Below are 19627 nucleotides of genomic sequence, written 5' to 3'. Positions count from 1 at the left end.
ATAGCAAATGCAAATGCCAAACTTTTGGGATTATAGAGATGAGGCATGTGATGGTGATTTTTTGATGAGAGTTTGGCGAGAATAGTAAAAGTAGCAACTATTGGATGTAGTTCAAGACAGTTGCTATGCTGACTTCTATGCTATGATTGCTTCATAATAAGCAATTGTGGATGATCTATGCAATATAGAGTGACTGAACACTATGCTCGAGGTGAGGAAAAATTAATTGCAGAGTTTAGTGAGTTACCGGACACAAAAATTTTTACAGCAGAAAAACTAGCCCTTGCTGCAATAGACAGGAAAAAACTGATTTACAGAATTTATGATGATGCAGAATTGCTGCATGAGTTCAATGAGCAGCAGATTTCCATTGCTTATGCAAATTATGCGGATGGCCATGCTGATATTAGTCAGGTCGTTTCATTTCCTTTTTCAGTCATGCTAAAAACTAAAGAGGCCACAGAAAAAAGAAATATAGCCAATTTTAATGACAAGGAAGATGTTTATCTATTTGTTTTTAGCAAATGTAAATCAGATAACATTGTTCAAGATAGCGATTTATTCTTTATAACTAAAGATGGGCAGTATTTACTTGACACCCTAAATAAAGTCATTTGTGCGTCTCGGCAAAAACAATCCAGTAGCGATAGCACCGATGATAAAGGTGAGCGGTTTAGCCCTACTGCGCTACCGTCTAGACCTAAACCTCCAGGAGAGCCAGGGGATTATTGGATTGAAGATAATAGCGATGATGAGAGTCCTTGAGCTAGCGTTGGCAACAGATTGCCCGACGTTACCGATTGTTTAGCAGTATAGAAACCGTGTTATTCGCTGCATTAGTAATAGCGAGATCTAATTTTTCGTCTCCATTGAAATCACCGGCTACAATACCATAGGGGCTAGATCCAGTAGCATAAATAATTTGTTTCTGAAAAGTGCCGTCGCCATTGCCTATTAAAATAGAAACCGTATTGCTGCCACTATTGGTTACTGCTAAATCTAATATTCCTTTTTTATTAAAATCACCAGTAATAATTTCACTAGGTTTGTTTCCACAGGCATAGGTTACTTGAGGTTGGAACGTCCCGTCGCTATTACCCAATAAAATGGAAATCGTATTACTGTCACTATTGACTATGGCCAGATCCAATATTCCATCCCTATTAAAATCACCAACGACTATTCCCATGGGATCTACCCCGGTAGCATAAGTTGCTTGTATTTTAAAAACATTTTTACCGTTATTTTTTAAGATAGAGACCGTATTACTTCCGCTGTTAGTCACCGCCAGATCTAATGAGCCACTCTTATAAAAATCACCGGCGGCTATTCCATGAGGATGCTTTCCTGTCGCAAAAGTAGTTTGTGAGGCGAAGGTTCCGTCACCATTGCCTGATAATATAGAAACCGTATCACTGCCTTTGTTAGTAATCGCTAAATCTAATATCTTATCCCTATTGAAGTCGGCTATTTTAATTGATTCTGGTTGTGAGCCAGTGGCATAAAGAGCAGAGGGGAGAAAGGCACCAATACCATTATTTAGCATTATGGAAACCGTATTGCTGCCTTTGTTTACTATAGCCAAATCTAATATTCCATCTCCATTAAAATCCCCAATTGCTATGGCATTAGGGTGAATGCCTGTAGCATAAGTTGATTTAGCGATAAAAGAGCCGTTTCCATCCCCTTGTAATATAGAAACTGTATTGCTAATAGAGTTGGTGATGGCCAGATCCGTTTTTCCATCGCCATTAAAATCGCCCAGTGTGATTGCAAGAGGCTTTTTCCCTGTTGGATATATAGACTGTGCTTGAAAAAGGGCTGCGTTTTTAGAAGAGGTATTACTGATTGTCAGTAAGCTGTATTCCTCATCAGTAAGCGCATAAGAAGTTCCTATGAGAAGTAGAACAATGCTTATTGAGGGTACTATGCGTTGCATCATGTCACCAGTCCTTATTTGTGTACACCAAGATGCTCAATACTAGACTTCTTCGCAAGCACTACTACAGATAGAAGATGTCTACTAAAAGTATAGGGAAGAAAATCACGAAGAACCAAATGTTATTTTCTTGTGTGGGATAAATGACTTGCTGCTTCCAGGAACTCCATCGTCATTTTTCGCATGACGTACTAAACTTTCTTTTTCTAATGCTGTTAAACGTTTCATGGATGCCGACTTTCGTCGGCAATTCGAGCAATGGTATCAACCGCTCAATGACGTGTCATGTAGCGAACCGATTTTGTGTCTACCAATGCATGTATCGCCATTGTCCGGAAAAAAAATAGTTTATATGATGGTCTTACGTTAATGTGGTAAATTAATGTGAATTCTTAGGGATGAGGAATTACAAATGGGCCATAACGATAAAGCAAAAGCGAATATAGCTAACGAACACAATAAATTAGGTATTTCTTCTGGATTGGTTTCTCAACGAAGGAACGAATTGAGTGTGGCAAAGATTTTAGTTGGTTTGGGAGCAAGAACACCTAATGTGAGTCCTGTTGTCCATCACACGGATGAAGGGCAAAAGAAGTCAGCAACAGAACTGACCCATCTTACTAAATCAAGGCCAATGTTTACCCAACATAGGCCTCCTTCACGTCAACCGCGTCATGGGCGTCATTATCAGACAGATTTAATCATACTACTGAATAGGGCTATATCCGATGCAACGGCCAATTATCGAGATTATTACCTGAACGGAGTCAATACGCTTCAGCCTAATGGATGGTTTAGTTGGTGGCGTCATGGTGTTTATGGACAGAACAAGGCAGCGGAAGTTAATGAGCACATACAGAAATATGATTCCATTAGTTCCATTATGACCCATATGAATCTTTTTTTCCAAGATCCGTACACGCAATACGATAACCATTCCTATGCGACTTATTTATTGCATGAGTTCAATAAATTGTTAGAACACTTCTCATTGCCTGGATGTAAACCACCAGCAGGAGAATATTATGATAAAAGCTCATGGCCTTTTGTTGCGAAACAGTTGCAACAGTTAATGCCTGCGGTAAATGAACAAGATAATAGTCATGAAGATGAAAAAGCTAACTGTCATGGGATAAAAACTCATTAAAAAACAATATTCTTGAATAAAGTGCGCATCAGGTTATTTATTTTTAGAATTTGAAGTTAAAATGATTTAGGACGACATGGTATCGATGTTCAATTTGTTGAGGGGTGCAATGTTTGCAAAATATGATGATTTAGTTTGTTATAAACAAACTGCAATAGAAAGCCATGGCAAGCTTCAGTTCTTTCTTGAAAAACATAGTACTAAAGAAGGAACCTGGGGTTGTTTACGATTGCATGAGGGGATAATAGATTTTATTTTTCTTAATGGTTCTGGACAGGAGCTTTCACGTGCTCGCCTTGATAAAAATAATCCTGAATTACTGATTCCGCCAGCTTCGTGGCATAAAATTACTCCCGTTAATGAGCCATTTAGTGCGCAACTAGAGTTTTATTGTAAGCCTCATCGTTATTTCAGTAAAAAATATAGTCTAGGTGCTGTTCACAGTGATCTTCTCTATATTTATCAGACTTATTTATGTGATCAAGGCCAATTAACTGTATTGGATGTTGGCTGTGGTTCTGGAAGAAATCTTTTGTTTTTGGCTGCGGCAGGTCATTCCATAACAGGGATTGATATCAATGAGTCAGCGATTGAAAATATTAACGAGATCATTCAAAAGGAGGATTTATCTTATGCGAATACAGTAGTTCATGATTTAAATCAACCTTTAATCCTTAAAAAGGAACAGTATAATTTTGTATTTTCAACAGTCAGCTTACAATTTCTAAAAGCTCAACGGATCCCTTCTTTATTGCATGAGTTGCAGGGGGCAACAACGAAGAACGGAGTACATCTTATGGTCTTTCCCATACGTTCTGAATTATATTCTTTACCTACATCGTTTACTTATTTACCGAACAAAGAAGAGCTGTATCATTATTATCAGGACAGTGGTTGGTCCATTCTTGAATATAAAGAGTCTGCAGGACTACTTCATAAACTGGATGAATGGGGAAAGCCTGTACAGGGGCTATTTGCTCATCTATTAGCACAAAAAATATTTTAATGAATGTTCTTTAATTTCTAGATGAGGAGGGCGTGTTATGGCACACACTGATATTCGTATTTGTAGGGTTTATAGCCCTCCTGTACATAAAGAGGGGGTGTGGCTCCTCGTTGACAGACTATGGCCACGAGGTATTAAAAAAGAAAGTATTGATTTTGATTTGTGGTTAAAAGACATTACTCCTAGCCCTGAATTACGTAAATGGTTTAATCATGAACCAGAGAAATGGGCTGATTTTGCGTGCTCTTACATCAAGGAATTACAGCATAAACCGGAGTTAATCAAACAGGTTCAGGAAATGGCTAAAAACTCTCCTGTCACTTTATTTTATGCCGCGAAAGATACGCAACATACTCATGCTTTGGTTCTTCAGGCTATGTTACGTTCTTGGCCTGATCTTCCTGACATAGCATTATTCTCTGCATCATAGAGGTTTTACACATGGAGCAAGTTGTTTATTATTATTTATTGTTTCATAAGAAGTGTTAGATTTTTAGGTGCCATGAGGGCGGGGTTATCGGCGAGTTAGCCTTAAGAACATTGACAGAAATGGAGTAAATTATGCTTGTTAAACGCTTAGGATTTAGCCTGGTTATGGCTTTTTCTTCTCTCACATATGCTGCTGTTCCTGCATGTAGCATTATTGAAAAACAAAATGTTAAAACTTTACCTCTTGAAGAGATTACCGATTATGTGAATTCATTTGTTTTTCAACAAAGCGGGGTTCCTGGATTAATGATAGGTATTATTTCGGGTGATGAACGAGCAGTTATTAGTTGCGGTGAAACGGTTAGAGGAAATAATAAAAGACCTCAAATGGACACTATTTGGTCCATAGGTTCGGTATCGAAAGTATTTACTACTCAGATGTTAGCGGAGTTGGTCAATAGAGGGGGAGTTCGCTTAAATACTACAATCGATGAGTTGATAGGGGAACCGGCCAAACAGGGTACGCCTATTACTTTGTTGGATTTAGCAACACATACTTCCGGTTTTCCAAGAATGTTACCGACTATACCAGATAATGATGATTATCAAGTGAATACTCCCTACGCTATGGAGGATTTTTTAAGATGGTATCAGAATTTTAACCTCCAATTTAAACCCGGTAGCCATTATCAGTACTCCAATGTAGGTTTCGGGATATTAGGTCAATTATTGGCAAAAAAAATGGATACCGATTATGGCAGTTTATTAGCAACGCTGATTAGTAAGCCTTTAGGGTTGAAAGATACCACGATCACCTTATCCAAAGAACAGAAAGAGCGTGAGGTTGCAAGTTATTGGGTGAATGATGATTTAATCAAAAAAGACTGGGATATGGGATTTGAAGTGCCTAGCGGCGGTATTTATTCATCTATGGAAGACATGTTGAAATTTACGGAGTACCAATTAGGGAAAATCGCCAATTCACAACAGAACAATCAGATAGCTCATGCTAGTTATATATACCAGTACCAACTTGATAATCCACTCGGTTTGGGTAGTGATGCGATGGCTTTAGGATGGAATGTTTATTATCCATCACGAGGCATTCCCTTGCAATTAGAGAAGAATGGTTGGGTCAACGGAGTGAATACCTATGTGCAATTAACACCAACACAGCATATTGGTTTGGTCTCTTTAACCAATAAACCTTTTTTAACGATTAATTCTGATCTTAAAAGCATTGTGGGGATGATTATTTCCGCGCAGAAGAAGTAATGATGCGACTTGGGATCTTGCTTCATAACCTTAGGGTTAAGAGTAAGACCCTCTCTCTAGCCCTTGTTGATTTCCAAACAAACTCTTTGCGCGGGTGAGGGGATTATTCGCTACACTATTAAGACTCAAACATTGGATCAGATCAATAATATTCTGATGCACCCAGGTGATGATTGATGAGTTGTGCTTTGGATGACAACTCTGTTTATTAAGGCAAAGTTCTCAAATAAGTTAGAATGTTAACTGTAGTTACCGCGATGAAAAAGCCAGCAACACAATCACCTACGAAGTGATAATCCATGCCCACTAAACCAATAACAATACTCGATATCCCAAGAACAGATAAAATTCTTAACTTGGGATAAAGTACCCAAATTGCTGCGCATAATGCGACAACTACTGTGGTATGCCCTGAGGGAAAAGACTCGAAGGCATCTCCCGAATGAAAAAAATGAAAGCCATAATCCCCTGTTCCAAGCAGGGATGGGTTATGATGAACCCATGTATTAGGCCAATCACGACCAAAAATATTATGTAATTTATTTTGCAGGAGATAGGAAAAAACAACACTGTTACCGATAAAAAGAGCATCCCTGTCTCCCTTAGTCAGCCGAGCAAAGAGATAGGCTCTTAATATGCAGATGATGTATATTAAAAGAACCCCTGAAAAAATGGGCGTTTTGATATAAGTTAGAAAGCGTAACCAGCTGTCTTTAGAAGAAAAATGTTCTGCGTTAGCCCAGAGCGCTAAAGGTTTATCTATCCAGTAATAACATATGGCGGATAGAATTACTCCCAGAGCAATCAACGATAAGGTGATACAAAAAGATTTTTTGTTATCCGTCACTTGTCTTTCCTTGTCAAAAACTAGCTCGATAATAATAAAGTAGAGTAAAGCAAAACGCTATATTTTTCATGAGACGATGACAGAAATTTAAATAGAGTTATTTTATTAATCACATCAATTGAGGCAGACAATCAGGCTATATGATGCTCGTAGAAATGTATACTAAAATGATTATATAGAATAAAAAGTGTGAATAATGCTTGATCAATACAGGGACGGGCCATTGTGGATAAAAGAATATCTAAATCACAGTCATTAGTCAGGGAACTTCTTCTATTAGCGGGTATAAAAATTAATGGTTCGGAAGAGTACGACATTCAAATTCATAATGACAATTTTTACACGCGAGTTTTACGCAATGGTGATTTGGGTTTGGGGGAGAGCTATGTAGAGCGTTGGTGGGATTCCAAACGTATTGATTTGATGATTGAACGGTTAGTGAATGCGAGAGTTGAAGAAAAATTAAAAAAAAGTCCTTATCTATTATTTAAATTGTTACTTTCCAAGATTTTTAATTTTCAAAACCCAAGACGTGCCTTCCAGGTAGGGGAAAAACACTATGACATTGGCAATGATCTTTTTAAAATCATGTTAGATTCTAGGATGAATTACTCCTGCGGGTACTGGAAGTCAGCAGCAACACTGGATGAGGCGCAGCTAAATAAACTGGATTTAGTATGTAGGAAATTATTACTAAAACCGGGTATGCGCTTGCTTGATATTGGCTGTGGCTGGGGCGGGTTAGCTCGGTTTGCTGCTGAGAATTATGGTGTTCAGGTCCTAGGTATTACCGTTTCAAAACAGCAGTATGAGCTTGCAAAAACGTACTGTGCTAATTTACCCGTCGAAATTAGGCTGCAAGATTATAGAAAATTAGAAGGTACTTTCGATCGTATTGCTTCTTTGGGAATGTTTGAGCATGTGGGCCATTTAAACTATAGAAAGTATATGCAAATAGCCAGTAATTGCTTAATTGACGAAGGGATTTTTTTATTACATTGCATAGGTGGCAATGCCAGTACTACTCAAGCCAGTCCTTGGATTTCAAAATATATTTTTCCTAATGGCATGCTGCCATCAATAGCCCAAATAGGGACGGCCGTTGAGCATTTATTGGTGATGGAGGACTGGCATAATTTTGGCCCCGATTATTATAAAACACTAATGGCTTGGTACGATAATTTTCTAGCGGGTTGGGATAAAATTAAAAATAACTATGATGAGAGTTTTTTCAGGATGTGGAACTATTATTTGCTTTCTTGCGCGGGTACATTTAAAGCACGAGATTTGCAATTATGGCAAATTGTTTTTTCAAAAAATGGATTAAAAGAGCGGTATGAGGCGCCCAGATAACAGTTAACGGTGTCAACTGACTCTGGAAGCGTTAACGTGCTTCTTCTGCCTGAACGGACTGGTGAGAGGGGTTTTGGACGAATATTTCGTTCTTAAGTGACATCATTGAGAGAATATTAGAATCAGGTATTGATGATGGACAACAGTATTCGCGTATTTTTTGCTATTAAACCACCTCAATCGATGCAGCACTCTTTGGCAGGCCTGTTAAAAACATTAGCCTTTGCAGATCCCCAGCATTTTATAAAATGGATTGATGTTGATAAACTACATATCACACTACAATTTATAAAAAGTATTCAATTAGAGGATGTCGAACGGTTAATTAAGCAAGTAAAAACCACACTAAAAAGCAATGCTGCATTTCAATTGGAGTTTGGTCAATTAGAATGGTTTCCTGAACCTAGGCACCCTAGAGTTATTTCGTTAAGAGTGAGTCCACAAGAGAGTCTAAAAACTTTGGCTCTAACACTGGCCCAGGTTATCAGTGCTTTAAATTATCCAGTAGAAACTAGACCCTTCCGTGGTCATCTGTCTTTAGGGCGATTAACTCATTCTCGCTCTCAGATAGCCTCTTTATCACGAATCAAGCTTTCTGATATTCAACCGGTTGTTATCAATGAATTTTATCTGATGGAAAGTAAATTAGAAAAAGGAAAAACAGTCTATACATCCTTAGCTCAGTTTCATTTGACTTGAGTTACCTATAAAAAACCACTTTAGCTGTCAATATCATTTTTTAGATCCTCCAAAAAATAATGTTTCTAGCTGCTCAAGAGTATATGATTTTTCTACATTAGTAGATGGGGGAGTAAAAAAATTATGTTGTGTAGGATGCTGAGTTAGAGGTGTAGAAGAATGCATCACTGCATTATCGCTATGGGCGATTCTTCTGTCAGTGGGATATTGATTGGCTCTGCTTAATCTACTTTGTTCGCTAAAATAAGAATAAAGTGACAATACTTGTGTTTCAATTCTAGATAATTGCTCTTCTTGTTGTTCTATTCGTGTTTCAACACAGTCTATATTATTTTTTAATTGCTCTAACTCTAAAAGTTCATCATCTTCAATATCCATATCTGTATCAACATCCGAATCATCACTAATAATAATCATTTCATCTGGTTGCGGAGGATTATTTTGTGAGATAGCAACAGGGGCGCTAGGAATCATAATTGGCGCACTACTTTTTTCAGCTGCAAAATGAAGGTTACTAATATGACCTAAATGGCTTGAATACGGTATTTGTGGTTTTTTTTTGGCCAGCAAGTCTTCAACTATTTGTCTAATCGTTTTGTCTTCAGGTAAATGCTGATTGTTGTTGAGACTAATAGTTATGGTATTTGAATCGGCATCACATTCAATTTTTAATAAATTATTGCCTCTGTTTTTTTTTACAGAATGTAACTTCTGATAAAATGATTGTATTGATATACGAGGGGTTTTGGATATAAGAGTAAGTGAAGGTTTGTTACCATTATTTTCTATTAATTCGAAATCAGCAAGTGTCGTCCTAACGCGAGCTACGCATGTATCAAGCTTATGAATTAGTGTTGTGATAGTCTCACCTGCAGGGAGAGTCTGACCTGGCTTGAGCGAAATGATCAAATTAGACTTTGGTTTCCCTATTATTTCGAAGGCATCAGGGTAGTGGTTATTAAGCCTGTTTTTTAATGAAATATATATCTTCTGCCGATCTGCATGAACAATTTCTATTAATACAGGACTATCATTGTCATCACCTAAAGGTTCAATAGATAAATCACGACTAAAAATATAAGTTTTTTTGCCCATAGATAAGTTGTTATAAGCTAGGTTGTGTGAATATTTTATAATATGATTATTAAAATAATATTAAGGTGTCTAATTACTCATTGATTTGGATCACTGCTGCTCCTGTAAAGCGACCGTGGCGCAGATCATCAAGTGCCTCATTGACAGCTTTTAGAGGGTAGGTATGAACCTCTGTTTTAATAGGAATTTTCGGGGCTAATGATAAAAACTCCTCTCCATCTTTTCTTGTTAAATTGGCAACAGAGGTAATTGTTCTTTCTCCCCATAATATTTCATAAGGAAAACTAGGGATATCACTCATATGAATGCCGGCGCAGACCACTATTCCTCCCTTGACTGTATTTTTAAGAGCTAAAGGTACCAACTCACCAACGGGTGCAAAAATGATAGACGCATCAAGGAGATGAGGTGGTGCTTTATCGGAATCTCCCGCCCAAGTTGCTCCTAAATGATAAGCAAAATCTTGAGCCGCTTTGTCGCCTGGAGTGGTAAAGGCATATACTATTCGTCCTTGTTTGCAGGCTGTTTGAATAAGAATATGAGCTGCGGCACCAAAACCATAAAGTCCTAAATGTTTTGCATCTGCTGTTTTTAAAAAAGAACGATAACCTATTAATCCTGCACAAAATAGTGGAGCAGCTTGCTCATCCGAGTATCCTTCAGGTATGGGGAAACAAAATTGATGATTAGCAACACAATATTCTGCAAACCCACCATCAATTTGGTAACCGGTAAAACGTGCATCATCACATAAATTTTCACGGCCTGATAAACAAAATGAACAGGTTCCACAACTACTGCCTAGCCAGGGGATGCCAATTCTTTGGCCTATTTGCAAAGAGGTTACTGCGGTGCCTAATTGTTCAATGGTTCCTACGATCTGGTGTCCAGGAATGAGAGGGAGTTTGGGGTGAGTTAATTCTCCATCAACAACATGTAGATCCGTTCTACAAATGCCACAAGAACTTACTTTTACTAACACCTCATTCTTCTGTGGCTGTGGTTTTGCCACTTGAATGTATCTTAATTTTTGACCTGGTTGGTCCATTACCATGGCGTACATCATTCGATTACCTCCTGTAATTAACAGGTTCATATCATTTATGAGACCTCGTTCTACTGTGGTGAGAAATTGTCAGGTGTACACACAGGTTTTCTCCACACTGTAGCGAGTTTGGAACGAAGTTTATTATTAAACTGTAGCATCTTTTGGTGTTTTTGGGTTTATTAAAGCGGATTAAGCTACGGAGTTATCGTCATTAAGTTAACGTGAGTTTGGATAAGGCAGAGTTTGTAGCCTGGTACAGCGTTTGCGTAACCCAGGAGCAGGATTGACTTTAACTTAATGGAAGTATGCTGCGGAGCAAGGGATACTAATTCGATATATACTTAATTAAGGAGGGTGATGAGAATGGATTTTATGAGCAAGTATATCGATAGAGAGCATGCAGGTAAGCTTCTGGCAGAACAGCTTAGAGAATACGCCAATATATCCGATACTATTATTCTGGCCTTGCCTCGTGGCGGGGTTCCTGTGGCCTATGAGATCGCGCAGAAGCTTTCTGTTCCATTAGATGTATTTATCGTGCGAAAATTGGGGGTTCCAGGGCATGAAGAACTGGCTATGGGAGCCCTGGCTTCAGGTGGAAATATTGTTCTTAATGAAGAACTTATTGCGACTATTGGCATTTCGCAGTCATCCATAGACAATGTGATTAAAGCTGAGGAAGAGGAGTTACTTCGCCGTGAACGTTTATATCATGTTAATGGGCCTCTTCCCGAACTGAAAAATAAAACAATAGTGCTTGTAGATGATGGCATAGCCACTGGCGCTACCATGAAAGCTGCAATTTTAGCCCTACGTCAACAACAACCAGCTAAAATCATAGTCGCAGTGCCTGTGGCAGCAAGGGACACGTGCAAAGAGATAGCAAAACTGGTTGATCAAATTGTATGTCCCTTAAAGCCAAACGATTTTTATGCCGTGGGGCTGTGGTATGAGAATTTTTCCCAAACTAGTGATGATGAAGTACGTGAGTTATTGAAAAAAGCTTATGAGGGTAGAAGAAGCGTGAAGCAAGCTTCTTAATTTACTGCTTGGGAAAAGGATTAAGATATGAAAAATTATGCCGTGGATATAGAGCACGCTGTGACTATTTCTAGTGGAACATATTTTCTTGAGGGAATTTTATATATACCTGAGAAAGCAAGAGGTATCGTGCTTTTTGTTCATGGAAGTGGGAGCAGTCGGTTTAGCAAGCGCAATCAATATGTCGCTCAGGTATTGAATGCGGCTAATCATGCCACGTTACTCTTTGATTTATTAACTCCAGAAGAAGACGTTATTGACGATATCACCCGAGAATTTCGTTTTGATATCAATCTATTAGCCTTACGTTTGCTTGATGTAGCTCATTGGTGTGCGCGTGAGTTAGCCTCTTATCACCTACCTTTGGGCTATTTTGGCGCCAGTACTGGAGGTGGGGCGGCGTTAGTTGCTGCGGCTAGAGAGGCAAATTTAGTCAAGGCTGTAGTATCTCGAGGTGGGCGCCCTGATTTAGCAGATGATTTTTTGCCTCATGTGAAGGCACCTACATTACTTATTGTTGGAGGAAATGATGAGGTGGTGATAGGGCTTAATCGGTCTGCAGCCTCTCAAATGACCTGTATCTATCAATTAAAAATAGTTCCTAGAGCGACGCATTTATTTGAAGAGCAGGGTACCTTGGATGAAGTAGCTCGTTTGGCAAAAGAGTGGTTTGACCGTTATTTAATATGACTCTATATAAAAAATAATGCTATTTTTATATAGAGTATTTGATTTTATTGTATTCTAGAGACTGGGCATGGAAAAAAATTATCTGGAAAAGCTATTTAATCCTAGTTCTATCGCAGTAATAGGCGCTAGCGATAAACCTTTATCGCTGGGAGCCGCTGTCTTTAATAATCTAAGGCATAGTGGTTTTTCCGGAAAACTATTTCCTGTTAATTTGCATCATTCAGTGATTCAGAATAAGCCTTGTTTTTCTTCTGTAAAAGACATAGCAGAGGACATTGATCTCGCCATTATTGCTATTCCTGCCGCAACTATTCCGCAAGTGTTGACTGAATGCGGCGAGCACCATATTCAAAAGGTCATCATTCTGTCTGGAGGATTTAGCGAACAGAGTGAACGTGGGGTTAAATTAGAGCAAAAGCTTTGTGCTATAGCACGTCAATTTAATATTCGTTTTATTGGGCCTAATAGTTTAGGAATCATGCGGCCCAGTATCCGGCTCAATGCAACTTTTGAATCTCATCCGGTTTTAAGAGGAAATCTTGCTTTTATTTCACAATCTAAGACTTTGGTGGCTGCCGTTTTAGATTGGGCTGCTGCGAAACGCATAGGCTTTTCCACCATAGTTTCACTGGGTAATACCGCCGATCTTAGTTTTGGTGAGTTGCTTGACTATTTAGCGCTTGATACCCAGACACAGTGTATTTTATTGTATGTTGAGCGAATTCATGATGCGCGACGTCTAATCAGTGGTATCCGTGCCGCCTCTCACTTCAAACCCGTCATTGTCATTAAATCAGGACGTAATGCTCAGAGCACGAATACGATTTTATCTCATACTGGTACGCTTATTTCAGAAGACGATGTGTTTGATACGGCACTAAGTCGAACTGGTGCTATTCGGGTTATGGGGATGAAGGAGTTTTTTTCTGCTGCGGAGGTCTTTGCCTGCAATTGTCGTAGCAAAGGGGAAGGGTTAACAATTATAACGAATAGTCGTAGTGCAGGAATTATCGCCGCTGATTTTGCAACCGATTTAAATATTCGATTGCCTAAATTGAGTGCCAATACTTTAGAAAAAATAAAGGCATTGTGGCCTGCTCAGGAACCAGGTCATAATCCTATTGATGTATTGGAAAATGCTGGTCCTGAAGAATATTTCACCGTCATGGAGTCTTGTTTACAAGACGAGCAATGCCATGCCTTACTCGTGCTATTAATTCCTGCATCTCGGTCGCAAGCGATTAAAGTGGCAAAAAAATTGATTGAACTCAGCAAGCAGACTAATAAACCTATTCTTGCCTGTTGGATGGGGCAACAGCAGGTCAAATCATCATGGTCTTTGTTTGCAAGAAATAAAATTCCTCATTTTAGTCTTCCAGAGATCGCCATAGAGGCTTTTTCCTATTTGGCAGATTATTATCATAACCAGCAATTATTAATGCAAATTCCAGATACGTTAATACCGTCTAATCAATCAGATATAATAGGAGCGCAATGCATCATTAACAAGGTTATAGCAGAACAACGCAATTTATTAACCGCGATTGAATCGCGTGCTTTATTAACGACATTTGGCATTGCTACAGCACAAACCTCAAATCTTTCAGGGAATGATAGAGAACTAATGGTTGGTATTTTAAATGATCCTACCTTTGGTCGCGTTATTACCTTTGGGGCAGGGGGAGAGATGGTCGAGTTATTGCCAGAACGTGCTTTGGCTTTGCCTCCATTAAATCAATACTGGGTTAAGAATTTGCTGTCTCGCTCTTCTATCGCTCCAATTCTGGGTGATTTTCATAATAAACCCGCAGCCAATATAACAGGATTGGAAGACACGCTCTTACGAATTTCAGAAATGTTATGTGAATTACCACAAATTCAAGAAATGATCATAGATCCCTTAATTGTAAATGATAAAGAAACTATCGCGTTTAATCCCCGTATAGCAATTAATAATGAAGCAGTCACTGCTCCATCTAGCCATATAACGATTCATTCCTATCCCAATTATTTAGTTTCAGAATATCAATTACCTCAAGGAGAAAAACTACTTATTCGCCCTATTCGTCCGGAAGATGCCAATGTAGAGCAAAAATTTATTCGCCACCTATCGGACAGTACAAAGCGCTTTCGATTTATGGGGATATTGCACACCCTAAGTCCAGAAATGTTACTGAGAACGACGCAGATTGATTATGATAGAGAAATGGCTATGGTTGCTGTAATTCAGCGTGATGCAAAAGATTTTATTATTGGCATTGCCGAATATGTAGCGAATATTGACATGCATTCTTGTGAGTTTGCAGTCGTTGTTACCGATGAATGGCAAAACAAGGGTATTGGTAGTTATTTAATGAGGTGTTTAATTAATGCGGCAGAGACGCAAAACTTGAAAATTATGGAGGGATCTGTACTGTCAGTAAATGCAGATATGTTGAAATTGGCCACTAACTTTGGTTTTTCAATCAAGCAGGATAAGGAAGATATCACCTTAAAAGTGGTGACCAAGTCGCTGCAACCTAATAAAGAAACAGGGGTTTATATTTAGGGGATTAGGCAGCAAATCTGGTCTTAAGAGCTCCTATCAAAAGCATTCCCCAAGCGAATAAGAATGACAGCCCGCCCAAAGGAGTAATAATCCCTAGCCATTTGATGCCTGTAATACTGAGAATGTATAAGCTGCCTGAAAATAAAATAATGCCACTGACGAATGCAATTCCTGCCGCAATTATCCATTGATTTTTAATATGAAATAACAGAAGCGCAGTAAATAATAAAGCAAGGCTATGGTAGAACTGATACTGAATTCCTGTCTGAAATATGACTAGTGAAGATTCTGCTAGCTTCCCTTTTAATGCATGGGTACCAAATGCGCCCAGTGCATTTGCTATTAAGGCGCTGAGTGTGGCAATGACGATGTATAGTTTTTGCATGATGTTCCTGATGGTTTTGCTTCTTAGAGCGCAGCAGATAAGTGGCCTACGACCGTATCTTCATTAATAAACCGCTCTTTATCCTGTTTTTCAAAACCATAAATGGCCGTAACAATAGGTCTGGTAATTAAACTGATAGTCGATTTTAAGAAGCAGGCTATAGAAAGCAAAAACGATGCGGCGGAGAGGAGTAAAGCGGATTGTGCCTTAACATGATGTTCTTGACCATCATTATTGACTAAGCCTATTTTTATAACTAAAGCCCTAATTCCTTCCCATAGAGCTAGGCCAAGAGTTGCTATAGATGAAACCAGCCCAATCGCAGGAAGTGCGGTAGCACCTACTACTTCATCAAAATAATCATAACCATCACGCAATTTTTCAAATATGCTCAGGCGTTTTAATGCCTGTTTATTAAGAAAATTGAACTGCTCTTCTAAATTTTGTTTCTCAACAAGCTTATGCCATACCTTTTCATATTTTTCCTGTAGGTAATCGAAGTGATCAGAATAGTTTTGGAAAAAATTCTTTTTAGGATCGGGAGTTCTGCGAACGCGAAAAAATTTAGGCATGATCGTCTCTCTTATCGAATGTTAGATCAAAAATTACGTAAAGTGCTTTATGCTTCGTTGGTACACGCTCAGCCCCTACCAGGGAATAGCCGCATTGGGTGCATCTTGCGAAGAAGCCTAATAGTAAGTGATGAAATTTATATCAAAATAATGCCAATGTTTCGAGTTATTTTTAAAATTAATTTCGCAGCAGCAACGGGATATTGTTATTAGCTGGGGAATGGGTACTATATCCCTATTCTTCAACATTGGGTTGAAACTAAAGCAAGATTACAAGGAGAAGGGGATGGCATTATCGTCTCAAATCAAAGCATTATTGGCTGGGATTTCTGGTACGGCGTTACAATGGTATGATTTTGCCATTTTTGGTTATTTTGCCCCAATTATAGCGACTACTTATTTTCCTAATGAAAATTATTTAGCTTCGATTTTACATACCTTTAGTATTTTTGCCGTGAGTTATTTATTAGCTCCTCTTGGTGCAATCGCCTTTGGTTATATAGGCGATAGATATGGTCGGAAAAAAGCGTTGACGCTTAGTATCTTAATGATGGCTATTCCCACCGCGTTAATCAGCGTGATACCTGGCTATCAATTAATCGGAGTTGCTGCGCCAATATTAATCACTTTGTTGCGTATAATGCAGGGGTTTGTCGCGAGCGCTGAATTTACGGGATCATCCATTTTTTTAATAGAGCATGCCAAACCAACTGCTAAAGCATTTTATGGGTGTTTGACCAGTTCAGCCTATAGTTTTGGTTCCATTTTGGCGGGGCTGGCCGCATCGTTTTTTACTTCTTCGTTTATGCCTGCATGGGGGTGGCGATTAGGGTTTGCTTTAGCCTTACTGGCCGGATTAGTGATTTTCTTTTTACGCATTCACGTCCATGAAACACCAGAATATACCCATATAAAAACAGATGAAAAACCTCGGGTACCTCTTATGACAGCAATAAGAGAAAAACCTTGGCAAATGCTTGGAGTGATAGGCTTGGCATGGCTGACTGGAATTATGACTTTTGGCACCTATGTATTTACTGCTACCTATCTTCATGCTTATTTTAATTTGTCTTTAAGTGTGGTTGCTTTAATTATTACCGCAGCACTCTTAGTCGACGCCTTATTAGAGCCCGTGGTTGCTGTATTTGCGGATACGGTTGGGCATAGAACCATCATTCGTCTCGGTATGATGTGCATGATAGTGGTTAGCATTCCTGTCTTTTATTTATTGTCCTCAGGTAATGTAGTGAATATCACAAAAGGGTTGATTGTGATGTCTATCGTGATTGCTATAACTTATGCACCAATGAATGCTTATATGGTTTCTTTATTTCCTAAAGCTTATCGTTATAGCGGTTTTGGGTTTGCTTTTAACGTAGGAATCTCCATTTTCGGTAGTACCACTCCTTTATTTTTGATGTGGTTGGTAGACAAAACCGGAAATTTTATTGCTCCAGCTGGATATTATATTTTTGGCGCTGTGATTGGCTTGTTGTCGTTGGCAATTTGCCAACGAGGGCATTCTTGGGTGGATAATTTTCAGGTATCGGGCGCTCATTAATACAAAATAGAACTGAGTCAGGAAGATCTTATTAAGCTTTTGTAACGTATCCCGTAGCATAGCGTACGGGAACGTGCCTCAATCGCGGATTACGACTTTGTCTAATCCGGCAGACACATCTTTAAGTTGATATCATCAGGTGTTCATAAATGATTTATAATTAAATCAATGGGCAAGGTAAATTAACTGAAGGTCATTCTTATGAATGCTGATCTGGCCACTATTCTGTTAGGATTTTTAGAGGGATTTGCTCTAATCTTATCCCCTTGTATTTTGGCCATCTTGCCTATTATTCTGGCGGGGTCTTTGGTCGGTTCTAAAAGACGCTCATTAGGTATTATTATTGGATTTGTTTTTACTTTCGCTTTATTTGCATTGTTTGCACGTCAATTAGTGCATTATTCGGGTATCGATTCCAATGTAATTCGTTACATCGCCTATGGTTTCTTATTCTTGTTTTCCCTTATTTTGTTATCTAATTATTTAACAGAACTGTTTAATCACTTAACGCAAAAAATAGCGGTTATCGGGGGCACTTTTATGTCTCCAGGCCATCAGGGCAGTGGTTTTTTGGGGGGATTATTACTCGGCGGACTCGTTTCTATTATCTGGACTCCTTGCGCTGGACCAATTCTTGCGGCAATCCTTGTCCAAGTGGCCATTCAAAAAACAAATAGTCTTAGCTTTTTTACCTTATTGGCTTTTGCCTTGGGTGCTGCTATTCCAATGTTCATTATCACTTTGTATGGTTTTAAAATTAAAAATACCTTTCAGTTTTTTAAAACACATACTGTTCTGATTCGCAAACTTTTAGGCGCTGTTATTTTGTTGAACATTGCTTATATGATATCTCAGGAAACAGGTTTTATTTCCTCTACTACGATTAATCAAACACCTATTCGTACAGCAAATTATTTGGAGAGTGGAGTATGGATCCCATATGAGGCGCCACCAATTAGCGGTATACAAGAATGGATAAACTCACCTCCTTTGCAATTATCAGAGCTAAAGGGCAAGGTAGTACTTATCGATTTTTGGACTTATTCCTGTATTAATTGCATTCGTACTCTACCTTATCTGAATGGCTGGTATAAAAAATATCATGATAAAGGATTAGTGATTATCGGTATCCATACTCCCGAATTTGATTTTGAAAAAAATGCGGCTAATGTGCGTAATGCGGTAAAGCGTGATGGCATCAAATATCCTGTGGCCTTGGATAATTCTTTCGTTACCTGGGAAAATTACTCCAATCATTTTTGGCCAGCTCATTATTTAATTAATAAACAGGGAAAAGTCGTTTATGAGCGTTTTGGTGAAGGTGATTATGACGTTACAGAAAATAATATACGCTTTTTACTCGGTTTAGATATGACTGCATCACCAATAAAGGCTGAGTCTCCATCGTCTTCTTATCAATTAACCCCTGAAACCTATTTGGGGTACGCGCGTGCGGAAGCCAATTTCAGTCCCGAGTTGGTTCATAATGTGGTCGCTTCCTATTCTTTTCCAAAGCAGTTAGTTGTTAATGCCTGGGGCTTACAAGGTTCTTGGCTTATCAATGCAGATAAAATTGTTTCTGCACAAAATAATACGTCTTTAAGAATTAATTTTCAGGCGCGCAAGGTGTTTATCGTGATGGGCAATGGCAACAAAAAACCGATTAAAGTAACACTGCTTTTAAATGGAAAACCTCTAGGTAACAATAAGGGTAAGGATGTGGTCGATAATAGTATTTTGGTGGATAAATATTCACTATATGAGGCTGTTGTGTTGCCCCAATCCAGTAGCGGTATATTGCAATTAACTTCCGATAATCCAGATCTTGAGCTTTATACGTTTACTTTTGGTGGGTAGTTTGGGTTGTCATGTAGTCTGAGTGCGCGAAGGTGAAACCTGGGGTACATCATACAAAATGGCAATAATTTTCAGTAAGTTAAACCTCAATACTATTAGGAAGAACTATACTTATAGTAAGGGAGGTAGTTTGCT

General features: G+C 38.7%; 18 protein-coding genes. 12 read left to right on the top strand and 6 right to left on the bottom strand.

Annotated elements, in window-relative coordinates:
- Nucleotides 1-177 precede the first annotated feature (177 nt).
- Nucleotides 178-765, top strand: a complete 588-nt coding sequence (locus LFA_RS10765; RefSeq protein WP_045096191.1) for a hypothetical protein — start codon at nucleotides 178-180, stop codon at nucleotides 763-765.
- Between the two features lie 28 nt (nucleotides 766-793).
- Here LFA_RS10765 and LFA_RS10760 read toward each other — a convergent pair whose 3' ends face one another.
- Entirely contained in the window at nucleotides 794-1942 is a 1149-nt protein-coding gene (locus tag LFA_RS10760) for an FG-GAP repeat domain-containing protein (RefSeq protein WP_052673940.1), read from the bottom strand.
- Nucleotides 1943-2351: 409 nt separating this feature from the next.
- Here LFA_RS10760 and LFA_RS10755 point away from each other — a divergent pair, with 409 nt between their 5' ends.
- From LFA_RS10755 to LFA_RS10740, 4 genes are all read left to right on the top strand, one after another.
- Entirely contained in the window at nucleotides 2352-3086 is a 735-nt protein-coding gene (locus LFA_RS10755) for a hypothetical protein (RefSeq protein ID WP_045096190.1), read from the top strand.
- A gap of 109 nt (nucleotides 3087-3195) precedes the next feature.
- Complete coding sequence (gene tehB / locus LFA_RS10750) at nucleotides 3196-4092, top strand: SAM-dependent methyltransferase TehB (protein WP_045096189.1); 897 nt, start codon at nucleotides 3196-3198, stop codon at nucleotides 4090-4092.
- Nucleotides 4093-4129: 37 nt separating this feature from the next.
- Nucleotides 4130-4522 carry a DUF488 domain-containing protein gene (locus LFA_RS10745; protein WP_045096188.1) on the top strand — a complete coding sequence of 131 codons (393 nt, stop codon included), beginning with the start codon at nucleotides 4130-4132 and terminating at the stop codon, nucleotides 4520-4522.
- 131 nt (nucleotides 4523-4653) lie between these two features.
- Nucleotides 4654-5796 (top strand): serine hydrolase, encoded by a 1143-nt coding sequence (locus LFA_RS10740; protein ID WP_045096187.1) that lies wholly within the window; start codon nucleotides 4654-4656, stop codon nucleotides 5794-5796.
- Nucleotides 5797-6004: 208 nt separating this feature from the next.
- Here LFA_RS10740 and LFA_RS10735 read toward each other — a convergent pair whose 3' ends face one another.
- The gene (locus tag LFA_RS10735; protein ID WP_045096186.1) at nucleotides 6005-6643 is read right to left on the bottom strand and encodes a phosphatase PAP2 family protein; all 639 of its coding nucleotides are present in this window, start codon (nucleotides 6641-6643) and stop codon (nucleotides 6005-6007) included.
- A gap of 225 nt (nucleotides 6644-6868) precedes the next feature.
- Between LFA_RS10735 and cfa the strand changes: the two genes are divergently transcribed.
- Nucleotides 6869-7996 carry a cyclopropane fatty acyl phospholipid synthase gene (gene cfa, locus LFA_RS10730; protein ID WP_045096185.1) on the top strand — a complete coding sequence of 376 codons (1128 nt, stop codon included), beginning with the start codon at nucleotides 6869-6871 and terminating at the stop codon, nucleotides 7994-7996.
- A 132-nt stretch (nucleotides 7997-8128) separates the two neighbouring features.
- A complete protein-coding gene (gene thpR, locus LFA_RS10725) occupies nucleotides 8129-8695 on the top strand; it encodes an RNA 2',3'-cyclic phosphodiesterase (RefSeq protein WP_084602163.1) in 567 nt (188 codons plus the stop codon).
- A 33-nt stretch (nucleotides 8696-8728) separates the two neighbouring features.
- On the opposite strand, the gene LFA_RS10720 is transcribed toward thpR, so the two are convergent.
- Complete coding sequence (locus LFA_RS10720) at nucleotides 8729-9790, bottom strand: hypothetical protein (RefSeq protein WP_045096183.1); 1062 nt, start codon at nucleotides 9788-9790, stop codon at nucleotides 8729-8731.
- A gap of 73 nt (nucleotides 9791-9863) precedes the next feature.
- Nucleotides 9864-10853: a zinc-dependent alcohol dehydrogenase family protein gene (locus LFA_RS10715; RefSeq protein WP_045097554.1), complete on the bottom strand. Its 990-nt coding sequence runs from the start codon at nucleotides 10851-10853 to the stop codon at nucleotides 9864-9866.
- Between the two features lie 357 nt (nucleotides 10854-11210).
- Between LFA_RS10715 and LFA_RS20340 the strand changes: the two genes are divergently transcribed.
- The 3 genes from LFA_RS20340 to LFA_RS10700 all read left to right on the top strand — a co-directional run bounded on the left by LFA_RS20340 (nucleotide 11211) and on the right by LFA_RS10700 (nucleotide 15117).
- Nucleotides 11211-11879 (top strand): phosphoribosyltransferase, encoded by a 669-nt coding sequence (locus tag LFA_RS20340; RefSeq protein ID WP_045097553.1) that lies wholly within the window; start codon nucleotides 11211-11213, stop codon nucleotides 11877-11879.
- A 27-nt stretch (nucleotides 11880-11906) separates the two neighbouring features.
- Nucleotides 11907-12569, top strand: a complete 663-nt coding sequence (locus LFA_RS20335; RefSeq protein WP_045096182.1) for a dienelactone hydrolase family protein — start codon at nucleotides 11907-11909, stop codon at nucleotides 12567-12569.
- Between the two features lie 67 nt (nucleotides 12570-12636).
- A complete protein-coding gene (locus LFA_RS10700; protein ID WP_045096181.1) occupies nucleotides 12637-15117 on the top strand; it encodes a bifunctional acetate--CoA ligase family protein/GNAT family N-acetyltransferase in 2481 nt (826 codons plus the stop codon).
- A gap of 4 nt (nucleotides 15118-15121) precedes the next feature.
- On the opposite strand, the gene LFA_RS10695 is transcribed toward LFA_RS10700, so the two are convergent.
- Entirely contained in the window at nucleotides 15122-15502 is a 381-nt protein-coding gene (locus LFA_RS10695) for a DUF423 domain-containing protein (RefSeq protein WP_045096180.1), read from the bottom strand.
- A gap of 23 nt (nucleotides 15503-15525) precedes the next feature.
- Nucleotides 15526-16074: a hypothetical protein gene (locus LFA_RS10690; RefSeq protein WP_045096179.1), complete on the bottom strand. Its 549-nt coding sequence runs from the start codon at nucleotides 16072-16074 to the stop codon at nucleotides 15526-15528.
- 286 nt (nucleotides 16075-16360) lie between these two features.
- Here LFA_RS10690 and LFA_RS10685 point away from each other — a divergent pair, with 286 nt between their 5' ends.
- Together LFA_RS10685 and LFA_RS10680 are read left to right on the top strand one after the other, a co-directional pair.
- Nucleotides 16361-17635 (top strand): MFS transporter, encoded by a 1275-nt coding sequence (locus LFA_RS10685; RefSeq protein ID WP_045096178.1) that lies wholly within the window; start codon nucleotides 16361-16363, stop codon nucleotides 17633-17635.
- A 201-nt stretch (nucleotides 17636-17836) separates the two neighbouring features.
- Nucleotides 17837-19492, top strand: coding sequence for a cytochrome c biogenesis protein DipZ (locus LFA_RS10680; protein WP_045096177.1), 1656 nt, complete (start codon nucleotides 17837-17839; stop codon nucleotides 19490-19492).
- Nucleotides 19493-19627 lie beyond the last annotated feature (135 nt).

This window comes from Legionella fallonii LLAP-10 (assembly GCF_000953135.1).
GTDB lineage: Bacteria > Pseudomonadota > Gammaproteobacteria > Legionellales > Legionellaceae > Legionella > Legionella fallonii.
Note: the sequence above shows the minus strand (reverse complement) of the source record. Positions and strands in the feature narration are given on the sequence as shown.